This is a genomic window from Prauserella shujinwangii (assembly GCF_003001955.1).
Taxonomy (GTDB): domain Bacteria; phylum Actinomycetota; class Actinomycetes; order Mycobacteriales; family Pseudonocardiaceae; genus Qaidamihabitans; species Qaidamihabitans shujinwangii.
In genome coordinates this window covers 1-15,188 of record NZ_PVNH01000015.1, presented here as the reverse complement: position 1 = coordinate 15,188, position 15,188 = coordinate 1, and the positions used below count along the sequence as shown (strand labels likewise).

Genomic DNA, 15,188 nt, shown 5'->3' with positions numbered 1-15,188 from the left:
GATGGTGCGGCTGGACGATCTCGCGGACGTGCGGGCGGGGGACAAGGGCGGCACGCTGATCCTCGCCGTGCTGCCCCGGGGCCGGGCGGCGTTCGCGGTGCTGGAACGGTGCCTGACGGCGGAGGTGGTGCGGGCGCATTTCGGTCCCGCGGTGGCGGGCGAGGTGCGCAGGCACGTGTTGCCGCGGCTGCCGGGCTTCGTGTTCCGGGTGCCCGGTGTGCTCGGCGGCGGTGTCACGGCCTCGCCGGTACTGGACGGGCACGGCAAGACGTTGAGCTACTTCCTGCTGACCCTGGAGCTGGCCGCCGGGGACGGCTCTCCCCAGCCGGATGTATAACGACCTATACGGCTCGGCGTCAGGCGACCTCGTCCGGCTCACCGTCGTCGTGCCGCCCCCAGCACCACACATCGGCACGGAAGGGAGGGACCGGGCCGCCGCCAAGGTCACCGAGCTGCGGTGGCACCACCACCGGCGGCGGGTCCGGGAAGGGGTCACTCCGCGATCCGAACGCGGCACTCGCGAGCCTGAGCGGGGGACTCGCGCGGGGGTCGCCGGGCGGCGACCGGGAGACGGTAGTCGATCCCGTCCTCCGTCGCGGTGCCCAGTGCTCCCGGCCACCGGCGGGCGATCCCCAGGTGGGCCGCTTCGTTCTCCGGGAGCACGGCCGCGTCGAACCGGGTGATGCCGCGGGCGACGGCGAGTTCGGTGAGGTGGCTGACCAGCGCCGTGGCGATGCCCTGCCGCTGCCAGGCGTCCGCGACGAGCACGGCGATCTCCGCGCTCGCGGTGCCGTCGGGGTCGCGGACGTACTGCGCCATCCCGACGGCCTTCCCGTCGGCGACCGCGAGCACCGCCTCACGGGTGTCGTGGTCGAGCGCCGCGAGCTGGCGCAGCAGCGCGGTGGGAATCCGGGGAGTGCCGGCGAAGAACCGCAGGTAGAGGGAGTTCGGGGTGAGCGCGTCCGACATCGCGTCGACGAGCGGCACATCGGCGGGTTCCAGTACGCGCACGACCACGGAGGGCGGCTGTGCCCGTGGAAAAAACCGATCGATCGTGCTATTTATGGCCGATAGTTCCGGGCTGGGATACATGCGGTGCCGCCTCTCGGGGGACGGTGGGGTCGGTGGGAGTGACGCGGACGGTCAGCGGGCCGCCGCGAGCAGTGCCTCGAAGGAACGGGCCGCCCGCTGCTCGGCCATCGGGTCACCGAGCAGGCGGGCGCTGTGGATGTAGGCGAGCAGGATCCCGTGCAGGTCCTGGGCGAACTGGTACGGATCGGCCTCGGCGCGGAAGTGGCCCTCGGTGATGCCCGTGCGGAACACCTGGGCGACCGTGTCGGCGAGGTCGCGCTCGTCGTTGACGAGCAGGTCGCGCACCGGGCCCGGCTGGTCGTCGAACTCGGCCGCGGCGGCGGTGAAGATGCATCCCCCGCCGAGCACGTCGCCCCGGCACCAGGCGAGCCAGTGCTCGAACAGGGCCCGCACGCGCCGCTCCCCGCGCGGCGCGGCGAGCGCGGGACGCACGACCAGGTCGACGAACCGTTCCCTGGCGTGCCGCAGCACGTCCAGCTGCAGTGACTCCTTGGACCGGAAGTGCGCGAAGAGCCCGCTCTTGGACAGCTCGGTACGCGTGGCGAGGGTGCCGATGGTGAGTCCCTGCAACCCCACCTTGCTCGCGATCTCCGTCGCCTCGTCGAGGATCACGCGCTTGGTGGAGTCGCCCTTACTCATGCCCAACTTATAGCACGATCGTTCGGTCTGGGCAATGGGCGCCGTTCCGCCCTGCCCGATGCTGGCAGGCTGATCGCCATGGCCCGAGCCGGGTCGTGTGCGGCGACGAGGAGGAGACACGGATGAGTGGCACGGCGGCACCCCGCGGCCCCGAGGAGCGGATGCGGGACACCCTGCGCAGGCTGGAGGACGACGTCGACGCGTGGATCGCCACGGCCGGCGGTGGCCGCCCGCACCTGGTGCCGCTGTCGTTCCGGTGGGACGGCGAGTCGCTGCTCGTCGCCACACCGGTCGACAGTGTGACCGCCCGCAACCTGCGGGAGAGCCGCCGGGTGCGGGTGGGGATCGGGCCGACCCGCGACGTCGTGCTCCTCCACGGGGTCGCGGAGGCGGTTCCGGAGCCTGCCGCACCGGTCGCCGAGGCGTTCGTGGACAAGACCGGCTTCGACCCTCGCGGGCTGGACACGCCGTACCAGTTCTTCCGCATCCGGCCCCGGCGCGTGCAGGCCTGGCGGGAGGTGAACGAGATCGCCGGCCGGGAGCTCATGCGCGAGGGCCGGTGGCTGGTGCCCCCGGAGGCCGCGGCGGCGGGCCGGGACCCGGCGGAGCCGCCGTCGCTGCGGCCGGTGGGCCGGGTGGAGTCGCCGCTGACCGACCGGGCCGCCGCCCCCAGACAGGGTGACGAGGGCGCACCGGTCGCACGCATCGTGTTCCTGCCCGAGGTCAGGGAGGCGGCGGCGGATCTGGGCGAGGGAGCCGAGGTGCTCGTGCTCACGTGGTTGCACCTCGCGCGGAGGGACACGCTGTCGGTGCATCCGCGCGACGACGAGCGAAGGCCGAGACAGGGTGTGTTCAGCACCCGCTCGGCGGATCGGCCCAACCCGATCGGCGTCCACCCGGTCACGGTCACCGCCGTCGAGGACGGCGCCGTGACGGTGAGCGGGCTCGAGGCGATCGACGGCACCCCCGTGCTCGACGTGAAGCCCGTGCTGGGGCGGGCCGACCGGCGCTGAGGAGAGGCGCGCCCGCCGGGCCGTTCCGGTGCGCTGCGGCGCCGTGGGCACGCGCCTAACGTGGCCGGGAGAGCCGGTTGCGGAGGTGATTCCCATGATCGAGCGCACCGCGACGGTGGACGGCATCCCCATGCGCTGGCTGGAGCGGGGTGAGGGCGCGCCCGTGGTGTTCGTGCACGGAGTGCCCACGTCCCCGGAACTGTGGCGGCACGTGCTGGGCCGGGTGCCCGGAGCCCGCTGCCTCGCCTGGGAGATGGTCGGTTACGGGGCGAGCATCCCGCACGGCCGCTGCCGCGACATCGCGGTGGCCCGGCAGGCCGGGTACCTCTCGGCATGGCTGCGCCACCTCGACCTCGGCCCGGTCGTGCTCGTCGGGCACGACCTGGGCGGCGGCGTCGCGCAGATCCTCGCCGCCACCGAACGGGACCGGGTCGCCGGGCTCGTGCTGACCAACGCCGTCTGTTACGACTCCTGGCCCATCCCGAGCGTCCGGGTGCTCCAGCGGCTGGCGGGTGTCCTCCCGCTGCTGCCCGACACCGCGCTCTATCCCGCGTTCGTGAACCTGCTGCGGCGCGGCCACGACGACCGGGCGCGCGCGGCCGAGTCGATCGGGATCCACTGGCGGCACTACGTGACGCACGGCGCCACCCGCGGCCTCGCCCGGCAGGCGGCCGCGCTGCGGGCACGGGACACGCTGGCCGTCGCGGACCGGCTTCCCGGGATCGGCGTTCCCGCGCGGGTGGTGTGGGGCGCGGCAGACCAGTTCCAGCGGGTCTCCTATGGGGTCCGGCTGGCGGAGGACCTCGGGGCCGACCTGGACCGGATCGACGGTGGCAGGCACTTCACCCCGGAGGACCACCCCGACCGCGTCGCCGCCGCGGTCGACAGTGTCCTGGCGCGGCTGCACGAGGTGCCGCGGTAGGGGCCGGACCGGCGAGCGCTGGACAGTTGATTAGCTAATTAGCATAATGGCTAAGTGCTCGACGTCGACGTGCTCAGGGCCCTGGCCAACGACAAGCGCCTGCTGGTGCTCGACTGGCTGCGCGACCCGGAGGCGCACTTCCCGCCGCAACGCGACGGCGACCTCGTCCGCGACGGCGTGTGCTCGGTGTTCATCGCCGACAAGCTCGGCGTCAGCCAGCCGACCTGTGGCGAGCACCTGAAGGTGCTCAGCAGGGCCGGGCTGGTGCGGAGCAAGAAGATCAAGCAATGGGTGTTCTACCAGCGCGACGAGGAACGGATCGCCGAGGTGAAACGGCTCCTCGGCGGTGGCTGGTGACACCGAGCGAACGACGGGAGTCCGCCATGACCACACCCACGACCGCCGCCGAGCGGCTCTCCGCGCTGGGCCTGGAGCTGCCGCCGCCACCCGTTCCCGTGGCGGCGTTCGAACCCTACGTCCGCGCGGGTGACACGGTGTACGTCTCGGGGCAGATCGCCACCCGCGACGGCGCGCTCGTCGCCGACGGCGTGCTCGGTGCCGGTCTCGACGTCGAGGCGGGGCAGGACGCCGCCCGGGCCTGCGCGCTGAACGTCCTCGCGCAGCTCGCCGCCGCGGCGGGCGGGCTCGACGCCGTCACGCGGCTGGTCAGGGTCACGGTGTTCGTCGCCAGCACCCCGGACTTCACCCGGCATCCGCAGGTGGCGGACGGCGCTTCCCAGCTGTTCCGCGACGTGCTGGGGCCCGCGGGCGCGCACGCCCGCGCCGCCGTCGGGGTCGCCTCCCTCCCGCTGGGCACCCCGGTCGAGGTGGACGCGGTCGCGATTCTCGACCCGGAACGGGCCGCGGCGTGATCACCCCGGAAGACGTCGCGCGAACCCAGGTGGTGATCGCACCCCACGTGCGCCGCACTCCCGTCGTCGCGGTGGAGCCCGCGGACCTCGGAGTCACCGGCGCCGACGGGGCGGGGCTGGTCCTCAAACTGGAGCAGCTGCAACGGGCGGGCTCCTTCAAGGTCCGCGGCGCGTTCGCCAACCTGCTGCTGCGGACCGTGCCCGGGGCCGGGGTGGTGGCCGCGTCCGGCGGCAACCACGGCGTGGCGGTCGCGTACGCGGCGCACCGGCTGGGCGTGCCCGCCCGGGTGTACGTCCCCACGATCTCGGCGCCCGCCAAGATCGACCGCATCCGTTCCCTCGGCGCGGAGCTCGTGGTGGGTGGCGACCGGTACGCGGACGCGCTCGGCGCGGCCGAGCGGTGGATCTCCGAGACCGGTGCGCTCGGCGTCCACGCGTTCGACCAGCGGGAGACGCTGCTCGGCCAGGGCACGCTCGGGCTGGAACTCGCCGACCAGGTGCCCGATGTGGACACCGTGCTGGTTCCGGTCGGTGGCGGCGGGCTGATCGGCGGTGTGGCCGCCGCCTTCGCCGGCGCGGTCCGGGTGGTCGGTGTGGAGCCCGCCGGTGCGCCGACCCTGACGGTCGCGCTGGAACGGGGTGGGCCCGCCGACGCGCCCACCGGCGGCATCGCCGCCGACGCGCTGGCTCCCCGCCGGGTGGGGGCGCAGGTCTTTCCCCTCGCGCGCAAGTACGTCAGCGAGGTCGTGCTCGTGCACGACGACGACATCCGGGCCGCGCAGCGGGAGCTCTGGCAGGCCGTGCGGGTGGTGGCCGAACCCGCGGCCGCGGTGGGCGTGGCCGCGTTGCGCTCGGGTGCGTACCGGCCCCGCCAGGGTGAGCGTGTCGCCGTCGTGGTCAGTGGGGCGAACGCGGCGCCGCCGGGCGAACAGCCCTGACGCCGGGTGCCGCCGGGGCGGGCCGCGACGGCCCGCCCCGGCGGCGCGCGGGTGTGGTCACCTCAGCCGGAGGATGAACAGCCCCCTGTCCATCGTGCTGACGCCGATGACGTCCCGCTTGAAGTAGCCGTAGTTGCTCCACGTGCCGCCCTCGAACGAGGCGTTGTCGTTCTCCGGGTACACGTCGAAGTGCGCGACCTCCTTGAGCTCGCCGTCGGCGATCTTGCCGGTGTGGTAGACGCGCAGCCCCGACGTGTAGTTCGACGCGTAGGCGAGCCTGCGCTCGGTGTAGATGTTGTGGTCGATCGAGGTGGTGCCGTTGTCGAACGAGCCGATGTGCCGCGGGTTGTCCAGGTCGGACATGTCCCAGATCCGGGTCCTGGTGTTGATCCCGTGGTCGAGCTCGTCCAGCTCGTCACCGTGCAGGAAGTACCGCTGGTCCGGCGTGAGCCAGCCCTGGTGGCTGTAGCCGCTGTCGGTGTACGGCACGCGGGCGATCGGCCGCGGCGCGAGCTTGTCGGTGACGTCCACGATGGACACGAAGTTGCCGTCGTTCGCCGCGTTGGAGTTGAGGCAGATCTCGCGTCCCGCGTAGTCGGCGTCCGGGCCGGAGTAGGTCACGCACTGGGTGTCGTGGATGTAGCCGTGCGTGGCGAAGCAGCCCGCGAACTCGGGGCTCGTCGGCGTGGAGACGTCCACCATGTGCAGGCCGCCCGCGCACGTGTTGGTGCCGATCACGTACGCGTAGCCGCTGTCGGTGTTGATGTTGATGTTGTGGGCGTTGCCGAACAGCGGGTAGTGCGCGTCCTCGGTGAACGTGCCCGTCTCGGTCCGCAGCCGGGTCAGGTCGAAGACCTGCATGCCGTGCGGGATCTGCTCGGACACCACGAACGCGTGGTTGTCATGGACCTTGATGTCCCGCCAGAACGGCCGGTTGGGGTCGAGCACGTGCGCCGGCAGCATGCCGACCACGGTGGCGTCGGTGGGCTCGCTGATGTCGACGAACACCGTGCCCTCCGTGCCGCCGATGATCGCGTAGTCCCTGCCGGTGGCGGGATCGGTCCAGCCCCACATGTCGTTGGCGAAGCTGAGCCCGAGGTCCTCCAGCCAGAGGTGGTCGAGCATGTCGATGCCGTCGCAGGCGTACGTGTCGGCCGCGACGCCGTTCACGCACTTGGCCTGTCCGTCCGGGGCCGCCGTCAGCTCCGCGCGTCTCTCCTCCGCCGTCGGAGGGGAGACCTGGTCGAACGCCTGCTCGTGGGCCGACGCGGCCGGCGCGCTCAGGACCGCCGCCAGCACTGCGATCGTCGCGGTGGCGAGTATCGCTCTCATTTCTTCCTCCGGTTCTCCGCGGTCCGCGGATCGTCCGATTCGCGCCTGGCAACCCAAACTCGCGTTTCGGTTCGCCACAAGGGCTGTTCGGGTTAATGACGGCGATACCCAGAGTGTCTTTTTCACGGCCGTCAGCGAATCGCGATAGCCGGGACGCACCGGCGTCGTTATCCCGGCGCGGTACCGGGCCTCCGGCCGGCTAGGTGCCCGTGACCTCGCGGTACAGCCGGCGCAGGCCGTATCTGATGCCGAGCACCTGGCCCGCCATCACCCCGGCCAGCACGGCCACGCTGGTCGCTCCGCCCGCGGGGCCGTGCACCCGCAGCCCGACGATCCGGGTGCGGAAGACCGCGAAGACCAGGTACGCCACGAGGATCACCGCGCCGACCGCGTCGACCCTGCCGGCCACCGTGCGCAGGAAGATCCGGAGCCTGATCCGGATCTTCCGGTCGAGGTACCCGCGCAGGGCCTTCCGCCGGGACTCGCCGCCCACGCGGTGAGCGTAGCGGGGTGGCGCTCAGTCGGCGTGGCAGTGGCCGCCCGGTGTCGCGGGCACGTTCAGGGTGGGATTGCGGTCGAAGAACCCGAACGGTTTGAGGGTGAACTTGGCGTAGTCGACCGGCATGATCGGCCAGTCCTCGAGCCGGGGGAGGTGGGTGGGGCCGAACGTGTGCCAGACGACGATGTCCTGGCCGTCGATGTCCCGTTCCGCCGCGGTGTAGCCGGGCAGCCCGCCGTGGCCGGGGCTCTGGTTGACGTGGTCGCCTGCGGGGTAGCGTTCGTCGGCCGAGTACCGGGTGACCCAGAGGTGTTTCGTCGCGAAGGCCGCCCTGGCGGCGATCACCGAACCGGGGTCGGCGAGCAGCGTCGGTGCCTGCTGGGGCAGCAGCGCGTAGCCGACCGGGGTGCCCATGCGGTTGCGCGTGCCCGGGTTGACGATGTGCCACGTGCGGCTGACCGCCGCGTCGGCTTCGCGCGCGCCGTCCCGCTCGTTGCCGAGCCGGGTGGTGCGGCTGGTGAACGCGTTGCCGTACGGATTGGCCTCGCTCATCGGCAGCCGGACGACGTCGACCTCGTCCACCGCGTTCTCCACCCCGTCCACGGTCATGTCCAGCCGGGCGCAGAACAGGTGCTGGTGGTACGGGGCGCCCAGGCCCGGTGCGAGTTCGGTGGCGAACGCGGATCCCTCCTCCGGATAGGCGGAGGTGAACGGGATGCCGGTGAGCTTGGCCTCGCACTCGATCGTGCCGTCGAGGTAGAGGTACCAGTAGAAGCCGTAGTCGTAGTTGCCGACGGTGGTGAAGAAACTGATCACCAGCCTGCGCTGCCTGCGCACCTCCGACACCCCGGTGAACAGGTCGCTGTGCTTCCACAGCGTGCCGAAGTCCTCCTCGTGGACGCAGATGGCGTTGCCGATCGTGTGCGGGTTGCCGAACTCGTCGGCGATCGTGGCGTCGAGGTAGGTGATCTCCCCGAGGCAGTCGCAGCCCAGCCGCAGCGAGTTGGCGTAGCGGCCGTAGAGGTACTCCCCGGTGTCGAAGTAGTTCTGCCAGAACCGGACCGGGGACGGGTCGCCGTAGGGCACCACCATCTCGGCGATGGAGGCGCGGTAGACGACCGGCCGCTCGGTGTCGCCGTCCCGGTAGGACAGTTGGCGCAGGACCAGGCCCTCGCGCATGTCGAATCCGACGCGCAGTGACCAGTTCGCCCAGGTCAGCCGCTCCCCGTCGAACCGGAACGACGGTCCGTCCGGTTGGGTGATCGAGATCGGCCGGAGGCCTTCGAGGGGCGGGCCCGCGACCGCGGGATCGTGGTAGTTGCCCGGCTCGGCCGGTACCGGGTGCACGCGGTGGTCGATGATCTTGTGGACGGACCTCGCGATGAGATCGACGTACGCGCACAGTCCGTCGACGGGATGCGCCCAGCAGTGGTCGCCGGGGTGGTCCTGGCGGAAGGCGAGCACGCGCATCATGCGCTTGCCCTCCTCGTCCGGGTACCCGTAGTTGCCCGCCGACAGCGGGGCGTACACCACGGTGTCCGGGTCGACGCCCCGTGCCCGCAGCGCCTGCGTCCACTCGGCGCAGCCGGCCAGGATCCCGTCGATCACGCCGAACTCCTCGTTGAGGATCGCGATCTGGCCCGCGGCGCCGTCGATCGGGGTCACCTCCCGCACCGCGCCCTCGGCGACGGACACCCGGACGTCGTCCGCCTTGCCGGTCGCGATGTCGAGCAGGAGCACCCTGGCGCGCCGGTCGGTCACGGTGCCGGCGAGCACGTCGGGCTTGCCGGGTTCGTCGAGTCCGACGTAGGCGAACCGGGTGGTGTCCGAGACGAGCCCGGCATCGGCCATGACCTGGCGGACGGTGGCGATCTCGGCCGGGCTGAGCGAGGACAGCGGATGGGTGTGCGACGTCATTGGCGGTCCTTCCGAAGTCGGGTGCGCCCCATTATTCTGAGCAAGCGTACAAAATAAAAGGGGCTACGGCGAACGTCGAGCTGACCGGGCGTAGGCTCGGCGGGGTCACCGTGCCGCGAAGGACGTCCGGACGGGGGTTTCGTGCCGAAGATCGTGGACCACGAGGCACGCCGCAGGGAGATCATCGGCGTCGTCTGGCGGCTGATCGCGGAGGAGGGCATCCAGTCGGTGACCACCCGGCGGATCGCCGAGGCCGCCGGCTTCGCCAACGGCGCGCTGCTGTACTACTTCCCGAACAAGGACGCCGTGCTCACAGCCGCGTTCCAGCACATCTTCGACGCCACCAACACCCGCGCCGACAAGGTCGAGCCCGACCGCAGAGGGCTTTCCGGCCTGCGCACGCTCTGCCTGGAGATCATGCCGCTCGACGAGGAGCGCCTGGCCGAGGCGCGCCTGGCCATCACCTTCTGGCAGCAGGCGCTCAACTCCAGCGACAAGGCCGAGCTCTACACGAACTCCACCAACCGGTGGCGCGCCGAGATGACCCAGCGCATCGAAGAGGCCGTTGCCGACGGCACCGTCGCCGCGTCCGTCGACGTCCCCGCCGCGGTGGACGAGCTGCTGGCCATGCTGATGGGCCTGCAGATCCAGGGGGTGCTCTCGCCGGCCGAGAGCACCCCCGTGCGGCAGCTGGCCCAGCTCGACGGGTTCCTCGGCCGGCTGCGCCTGCGCTGACCCCGGACGTGCTCGGGCCCGCGGGCGCTCACCGGGGAGGCACCCCGGGCGGGGGCAGGTAGTAGTTGTCGCTGAAGTACTCGGGCGGCACCGGGGGCGCGCCTGCGGTGTGGAAGATCCGGCTCATGCCGACCGGTGAACCCCGCCAGCCGGACAGCATCCGGTTGGCCGTGTGGTGGGGGAAGTGACAGTGGAACAGCCAGTTGCCCGGCCTGGCGACGAACTCGACCAGGAAGAAGTCGCCGGGGCTGATGGACTGGGTCGTCTGGCGGACGACCGGCACGGCGTGGCCGTTCTTGGCCACCCGGAACTGGTCGTGACCGTGGAGATGCATCGCGTGCACACCTTGCCCCGCGTTGTACAGCCTGAGCCGCACGAGGTCCCCGGCGGCGATGTCGATCGGCCCACCCGATGCCTCGCCGGTGCGGCCGTTGATGGTGAACCAGCCGAAGTGGCCGTCGTTGCCGAACGGGTTGACCAGCGCTCCCTCGGCCTCCCACCACCACTGCTGCATGGTCAGCATGACGTCCACGTCGGCCTTCACCGACTGGCGCTGGCTGCGCGGCAGCACGGTGATCGCGCCGACCAGACCCATCATGTCCTGCACGGCCGTATGAGTGGTAGGCGAACGTGCCGGCATGTCCTGGGCTTGCTCGTGTAGACGGAGGTCTCCCCTGACGGCGATGGGATCGACGTCGGGGGAGTGGCGCTAGCCTCCGGGCTTGTGCCAGACCAGCAGGTAGCGCCAGAACAGCAGCCTCCGCACCCGGGCGCCGGGCAGGATCGCCGCGGCCCGCGCGCGGACCTGTCGCGTGGTGAGCGGCGGATCCAGCACCACGGGCATCGCGTCGTGCGAGTGCTCCGGCGCGTACCACCGGCCGCGGCCCACCGTCCTGGCCACGGCGAACGTCGCGGCGAGCACTCGCTGCGCGGCGAACGCGGCCAGTTCGACCGGCAGTTCACGCGGCAGGTCGGTGCGGGGGAGCGCGATCGCGGCGAGCACCCCGCCGGGCCGGAGCGCGTTCGCCATGCGGGGCAGCGCGTCCGAGAGCGGCATGTGGTGCAGCGCGCTGACCGAGACGACCGCGTCGTAGTGGCCGGCCGGGGCGGCGCCGGGGTGGGTGTCGCGCAGGAAGTCGGCGTGTACACAGCGGACGTTGCCCGGTACGGCCCGCTCGGCGGCGGCGATCATCTCCGGGGCACGGTCGAGCGCGTCGACGTGCCGTGACCTGGCCGCGAGCGCGGTGGCGAGGGCTCCGGCGCCGCAACCCACGTCCAGGACGCGTCCGGGCGCGGCGGGGAGCGTGCGCAGCAGGGTCCGGTGGTAGTACGCGTTGTGGTCCCACGCGAAACGGCTCACGCGGGCATCCTGGCACGCCGCCCGGTCGTGACGGGACGGGAATCTCCCTCCCCGAGGGCTTGCCCGGACTCGGCCGGGTGAGCGGGTGTCGGTCCAGTCCGGACGTGGTATCCCTCGGTATGTGGTCGCTCAAACGGCCCGGCGGTGCCGTCGGCGCGCTGCGCGCGGCGGGCCGGGAACAGGTCGTGCTCGCTACCGCCGCCATGCTGCCGCGCCTGCTGCGGCATCCCGTGTGGCGCGGCGGACGTTCCCGGCAGGGCGCGGGCCGCGGTGTGCTGCTCGTTCCGGGCTTCGGCTTCGGTGACCGGAGCCTGATGGTCGCGCACCGGTGGCTGCGGTCTCGCGGCTATCGGCCGGAGGGAGCCCGCATCGGGCTGAACATCGGGTGCACGACGACCCTGCTGGAACGGGTCGAGCGGCGGCTCGAGGACCATGCCGAGGCCACCGGCGGGAGGGTGGTCGTGCTCGGACAGAGCCGGGGTGGCTGGCTCGGCAGGCTCGTGGCCGTGCGTAGACCCGACCTGGTCCGTGGCCTGGTGATGCTCGCCAGCCCCGTCCTCGATCCGCTCGGCGCCCACCCGGGAACGGTGCGGATCGCCAGGGCGCTCACGCGTCTGTCCGCGGTCGGCGTGCCCGGCCTGCTCGACGACGACTGCTTCACCGGGACCTGTTACCGGGACAACGTGCGGCGGTTGGCGGCGCCGTTGCCCGCCGACGTTCCCGCGGTCGCCGTCTACTCCCGCAACGACGCCGTCGTGCCGTGGCGGCTGTGCCGCGACCCGGACGCCGAGTGCGTGGAGGTGCGCAGCTGTCATACCGCGATGGGCCTCGACCCGGACGTCTACGCGGCACTCGAACCGAGGCTCGCGGACTGGGCGCGGCCGGACGGTGAGAGCCCGGAAGAATCGTCCGGATAGGACAGAATCGGTCGGCGGTGGATCTGGGATGCGTGGAGACCGAGTCGAAGTGGTGATCGACGCGGGCGACGGGAACCGTGCCTACGAGATCGCCGCCACCCGCATCGGGCGCCGGGTCGAGGTGACCATCGGCCGCGGCGTGGTGGAGGTCGCCGAGGTGACGCGCACGGGCACGCCTGTGCGCACCGCGCGCTTCATGTCCAGCCGGGTGCTCGCGCTCGTCGAGCACCCGGCTCCGGACAAGGTGCTCGACGGCGAGCGATGACGCCGGGTCGCCGGAGACACCGCCCGGCGAGGCGCGTCACGAGCCGGAGGTCGGGATCCGCCTCGGCTTGGCCGCCTCACTCTGTGGCCCGGTGATCGTCAGCGCGCCGTGGTCCAGGCTCGCCATCCGGGTGCCGACGTCCTCGGCGTCGTGGAACGGGTCCCCCACGTCCGGCGCGCCGGAGGGACGGTGAGCGGGAAGTGCCACGATCGTTCGCCCGCTGGGCGGGCGGGTCAACCACGCGGGCGGCGATCAGCCTGCCGGTGCAGGCCGGGCGTCCGCGCGCAGGTCGGCGAGGATCTGGCGGGCCTGGGAGAGGCGGGCGGGCCAGGAGCCGGTGATGGCCCGCCACGCCTCCCGCAAGGAGACCTCCTCGGCGAGGACGACGATCGGTGCCTGCCCCCAGTGCGAGGCGACGACGTTGCCGAGCCGGTCCTCCTCGCCCGGCCTCGGCGCTCCACCCGGCAGGAAGTCGATGGTCAGTGACGCTCCGCTGCCCGTGAGATCGTCCTCGACGCCGGCCATGGCCGCGTGGAAGCCGCGCAGGCGGTGCCGTTCGGGCGCCTCCGAGGGCATGCGGCGGCCGGGGTGCGCGACGTTGTACGCGTCCACCGTGGCGAACCGTCGTGGCTGACCGGCGGCTGACATGCGTTCCTCCTGGCGAGAGCTCGAGTTCATCGGGCGAATCCTAAGCCGCCGAGCCGGGACGTCCGTGGCGATCCCGTGCCGGTCCGCCAGTCGGAGCAGCGAGGTCTGGGCCGTCCAGCCCTACTTCCGTGGATTCCGGGTGCGGCCGGGAGCGAGCGCGGAGAGCTGGGTGAGGGTGTCGCTGAGGGGACGTCCGCGCGTCTCGCCGGCGAAGACGAGCGCCACGAGCGCGGCCCCCGCGAACGCCACCGCGAAGACACTGAGGGCGGCGACCAGCGAGATCGACAGCAGCACCCCGCCGAGCAGTGGGGCGACCGTGCCGCCGATCCGGGCGAAGCCGCTCGCGATGCCCATGCCCCCGGCGCGCAGCTGCGTCGGGTAGACCTCCGGCGTGTAGGCGTAGAGCGCCGCCCAGGCGCCGAGCGTGAAGAAGCTCATCAGCCCGGCGGTGGCGAGAATCGGCCCCACGCCCGCGACCAGCGACCACAGGAGGGTGGCGACGGCGCTCGCCGCGAGGTAGGTGGCGAGGACCGGCTTGCGTCCCCACCGGTCGACCAGCCAGGCGGCGCTGAAGTACCCGGGGAGCTGGATGAGCGCGAGGTAGAAGACGTAGCGGTAGCTGTTCAGCAGGTCGTAGCCGTAGCGCTCGGCGAAGATGTCCGGCAGCCAGACGAAGATCCCGTAGTAGGAGAAGGCGATGAGCAGCCACAGCGCCCACAACGTCAGGGTGGTGCGGCGTAGCCCGCCTCGGAGCAGCTGGCCGAGGCCGGTCCGGCCGCTGCCCTCGGGCACGGTGAGCTCGCCGGGCGGCAGGCGCGTCCCGTTCTCCGTGGCGATCCGGTCCAGCAGCCGTCTGGCCTCGTCCTGGCGGCCTCGGGTGAGCAGGTAGCGGGCCGACTCCGGGACGCGCAGCCGCACCCACAGCACCAGCAGCGCCGCGACGGCCGAGGTGGCCAGCAGCCAGCGCCAGCCCAGTGTCGGGACCAGCAGCAGTCCCAGTACGGCCGCGATCACCGTGCCGACGGCCCAGAAACTCTCCAACAGGACCAGCCATCGTCCCCGGTTGCGCGTCGGCAGGTACTCGGCGAACAGGGAGAAGTCCAGCGGCAGCGCGCCACCGAGCCCGAACCCGGTCAGCGCACGCAGGACCGCCAGCCACACCGCGTCGGGGGCGAACGCGGACGCCAGCCCGGCGAACGCGAAGATCGCGATCGTGAGCTGGAAACCGAGGCGCCTGCCCACCCGGTCCGCCACGGCTCCCCACACCCACGCCCCGGCCAGCATGCCCGCGAAGGTCGCCGTCACGACCAGACCCGCCTCGGTCGCCGACAGGCCGAACTCGTCGCGGAACCCGGGAAGCGCGAAGGAGATCAGGAAGATCTCCGCCGCGTCCGCGGCCCAGGTGACCCCGCAGACGAGGAACAGCCTGCGCTGGAACCGGCCGAACCCCACGTGATCGATCGCCTGCTGGATCTCCATCATTTCCAGGCTAGTGCCGCGTGGGTCCCCGAGCTGGGCGACCTCGTCGCCACGGCGCTCCCGGCTCGGCCGAGACGGGCGGTTCGAGGCGCCTCGGGCGGCGGGGCGGCAGGGTCGGCCTCAGCGTCGCCGTCGCTGCCTGCCGGCCACGATCGCGATGCGGACAGCGGCGTAGCCGGCGAACGCCACCGGCAGTCCGAACCGGACCAGCGGGCGGTCGACGTCCAGCAACACCAGCAGTGCGACCAACACGCCAAGGCTGAGCACGTTCACGGCCACCTCACCGGGTGCCGTCCTGGCCAGCGGCCGCGGTGGGCGTCGTCCACCCACGGCGACGAGCTCGGCCGGTCCGGCCAGCGGCATCCCCGCACCGACGGCCGCTGGCTGGGTATCCCCGCCGGGTAGGCGGGCGAGCCGGGGCACGCTCGTCTCCCGGCGGCTGGTTGCTGGTCAGGCGGCGAGTGGGGCCGGGTGTCTGGTGTGGAGGGTGTTGCGGCGGGGTCTTCGGCGGGGGTCGACGTGGGGTGGTGGGACGAACCAGGGGATGCCGCCGACGAGTC

General features: G+C 72.3%; 20 protein-coding genes. 9 read left to right on the top strand and 11 right to left on the bottom strand.

The window, feature by feature from the left end:
* Position 1: 1 nt before the first annotated feature.
* On the top strand, positions 2–337 hold the full coding sequence (locus B0I33_RS28880; protein WP_106182516.1) for an AtuA-related protein: 336 nt from the start codon (positions 2–4) through the stop codon (positions 335–337).
* 155 nt (positions 338–492) lie between these two features.
* Here B0I33_RS28880 and B0I33_RS28875 read toward each other — a convergent pair whose 3' ends face one another.
* A complete protein-coding gene (locus B0I33_RS28875; RefSeq protein ID WP_245901171.1) occupies positions 493–1,017 on the bottom strand; it encodes a GNAT family N-acetyltransferase in 525 nt (174 codons plus the stop codon).
* Between the two features lie 126 nt (positions 1,018–1,143).
* Positions 1,144–1,731: a TetR/AcrR family transcriptional regulator gene (locus B0I33_RS28870; RefSeq protein WP_106182406.1), complete on the bottom strand. Its 588-nt coding sequence runs from the start codon at positions 1,729–1,731 to the stop codon at positions 1,144–1,146.
* A 122-nt stretch (positions 1,732–1,853) separates the two neighbouring features.
* On the opposite strand from B0I33_RS28870, the gene tsaA reads away from it, so the two are divergent.
* The 5 genes from tsaA (at position 1,854) to B0I33_RS28845 (ending at position 5,476) form a co-directional block, all read left to right on the top strand.
* The gene (gene tsaA, locus B0I33_RS30630; protein ID WP_245901169.1) at positions 1,854–2,744 is read left to right on the top strand and encodes a tRNA (N6-threonylcarbamoyladenosine(37)-N6)-methyltransferase TrmO; all 891 of its coding nucleotides are present in this window, start codon (positions 1,854–1,856) and stop codon (positions 2,742–2,744) included.
* Between the two features lie 94 nt (positions 2,745–2,838).
* Positions 2,839–3,666 (top strand): alpha/beta fold hydrolase, encoded by an 828-nt coding sequence (locus B0I33_RS28860; RefSeq protein ID WP_106182405.1) that lies wholly within the window; start codon positions 2,839–2,841, stop codon positions 3,664–3,666.
* 54 nt (positions 3,667–3,720) lie between these two features.
* Complete coding sequence (locus B0I33_RS28855; RefSeq protein WP_106182403.1) at positions 3,721–4,023, top strand: ArsR/SmtB family transcription factor; 303 nt, start codon at positions 3,721–3,723, stop codon at positions 4,021–4,023.
* A gap of 26 nt (positions 4,024–4,049) precedes the next feature.
* Positions 4,050–4,538: a RidA family protein gene (locus tag B0I33_RS28850; RefSeq protein ID WP_106182401.1), complete on the top strand. Its 489-nt coding sequence runs from the start codon at positions 4,050–4,052 to the stop codon at positions 4,536–4,538.
* Positions 4,535–5,476 carry a threonine/serine dehydratase gene (locus B0I33_RS28845; RefSeq protein WP_106182399.1) on the top strand — a complete coding sequence of 314 codons (942 nt, stop codon included), beginning with the start codon at positions 4,535–4,537 and terminating at the stop codon, positions 5,474–5,476. The genes B0I33_RS28850 and B0I33_RS28845 overlap by 4 nt, the downstream gene beginning before the upstream one ends.
* 57 nt (positions 5,477–5,533) lie before the next feature.
* Here B0I33_RS28845 and B0I33_RS28840 read toward each other — a convergent pair whose 3' ends face one another.
* The 3 genes from B0I33_RS28840 to B0I33_RS28830 all read right to left on the bottom strand — a co-directional run bounded on the left by B0I33_RS28840 (position 5,534) and on the right by B0I33_RS28830 (position 9,224).
* Positions 5,534–6,808 carry a choice-of-anchor B family protein gene (locus B0I33_RS28840; protein ID WP_106182397.1) on the bottom strand — a complete coding sequence of 425 codons (1,275 nt, stop codon included), beginning with the start codon at positions 6,806–6,808 and terminating at the stop codon, positions 5,534–5,536.
* Between the two features lie 199 nt (positions 6,809–7,007).
* The gene (locus B0I33_RS28835) at positions 7,008–7,301 is read right to left on the bottom strand and encodes a hypothetical protein (protein ID WP_106182396.1); all 294 of its coding nucleotides are present in this window, start codon (positions 7,299–7,301) and stop codon (positions 7,008–7,010) included.
* Positions 7,302–7,325: 24 nt separating this feature from the next.
* Positions 7,326–9,224, bottom strand: coding sequence for a primary-amine oxidase (locus B0I33_RS28830; protein ID WP_106182394.1), 1,899 nt, complete (start codon positions 9,222–9,224; stop codon positions 7,326–7,328).
* 141 nt (positions 9,225–9,365) lie between these two features.
* On the opposite strand from B0I33_RS28830, the gene B0I33_RS28825 reads away from it, so the two are divergent.
* Complete coding sequence (locus B0I33_RS28825; protein WP_106182392.1) at positions 9,366–9,959, top strand: TetR/AcrR family transcriptional regulator; 594 nt, start codon at positions 9,366–9,368, stop codon at positions 9,957–9,959.
* Between the two features lie 28 nt (positions 9,960–9,987).
* Here the strand turns inward: B0I33_RS28825 and B0I33_RS28820 are convergent, their stop codons facing one another.
* The gene (locus tag B0I33_RS28820) at positions 9,988–10,557 is read right to left on the bottom strand and encodes a multicopper oxidase domain-containing protein (protein WP_245901192.1); all 570 of its coding nucleotides are present in this window, start codon (positions 10,555–10,557) and stop codon (positions 9,988–9,990) included.
* Positions 10,558–10,668: 111 nt separating this feature from the next.
* Positions 10,669–11,319 carry a class I SAM-dependent methyltransferase gene (locus tag B0I33_RS28815; RefSeq protein WP_106182389.1) on the bottom strand — a complete coding sequence of 217 codons (651 nt, stop codon included), beginning with the start codon at positions 11,317–11,319 and terminating at the stop codon, positions 10,669–10,671.
* A 203-nt stretch (positions 11,320–11,522) separates the two neighbouring features.
* Between B0I33_RS28815 and B0I33_RS28810 the strand changes: the two genes are divergently transcribed.
* Entirely contained in the window at positions 11,523–12,236 is a 714-nt protein-coding gene (locus B0I33_RS28810) for an alpha/beta fold hydrolase (RefSeq protein WP_106182513.1), read from the top strand.
* A gap of 28 nt (positions 12,237–12,264) precedes the next feature.
* On the top strand, positions 12,265–12,501 hold the full coding sequence (locus B0I33_RS28805) for a hypothetical protein (protein WP_106182388.1): 237 nt from the start codon (positions 12,265–12,267) through the stop codon (positions 12,499–12,501).
* Between the two features lie 36 nt (positions 12,502–12,537).
* Here B0I33_RS28805 and B0I33_RS30115 read toward each other — a convergent pair whose 3' ends face one another.
* From B0I33_RS30115 to B0I33_RS28790, 4 genes are all read right to left on the bottom strand, one after another.
* Positions 12,538–12,708, bottom strand: a complete 171-nt coding sequence (locus tag B0I33_RS30115) for an Hsp20/alpha crystallin family protein (RefSeq protein WP_181193494.1) — start codon at positions 12,706–12,708, stop codon at positions 12,538–12,540.
* 45 nt (positions 12,709–12,753) lie between these two features.
* The gene (locus B0I33_RS28800; RefSeq protein WP_245901167.1) at positions 12,754–13,179 is read right to left on the bottom strand and encodes a hypothetical protein; all 426 of its coding nucleotides are present in this window, start codon (positions 13,177–13,179) and stop codon (positions 12,754–12,756) included.
* Positions 13,180–13,269: 90 nt separating this feature from the next.
* The gene (locus B0I33_RS28795; RefSeq protein WP_219927282.1) at positions 13,270–14,628 is read right to left on the bottom strand and encodes an MFS transporter; all 1,359 of its coding nucleotides are present in this window, start codon (positions 14,626–14,628) and stop codon (positions 13,270–13,272) included.
* Between the two features lie 120 nt (positions 14,629–14,748).
* Complete coding sequence (locus B0I33_RS28790; RefSeq protein ID WP_146147577.1) at positions 14,749–15,051, bottom strand: hypothetical protein; 303 nt, start codon at positions 15,049–15,051, stop codon at positions 14,749–14,751.
* Between the last annotated feature and the right edge of the window lie 137 nt (positions 15,052–15,188).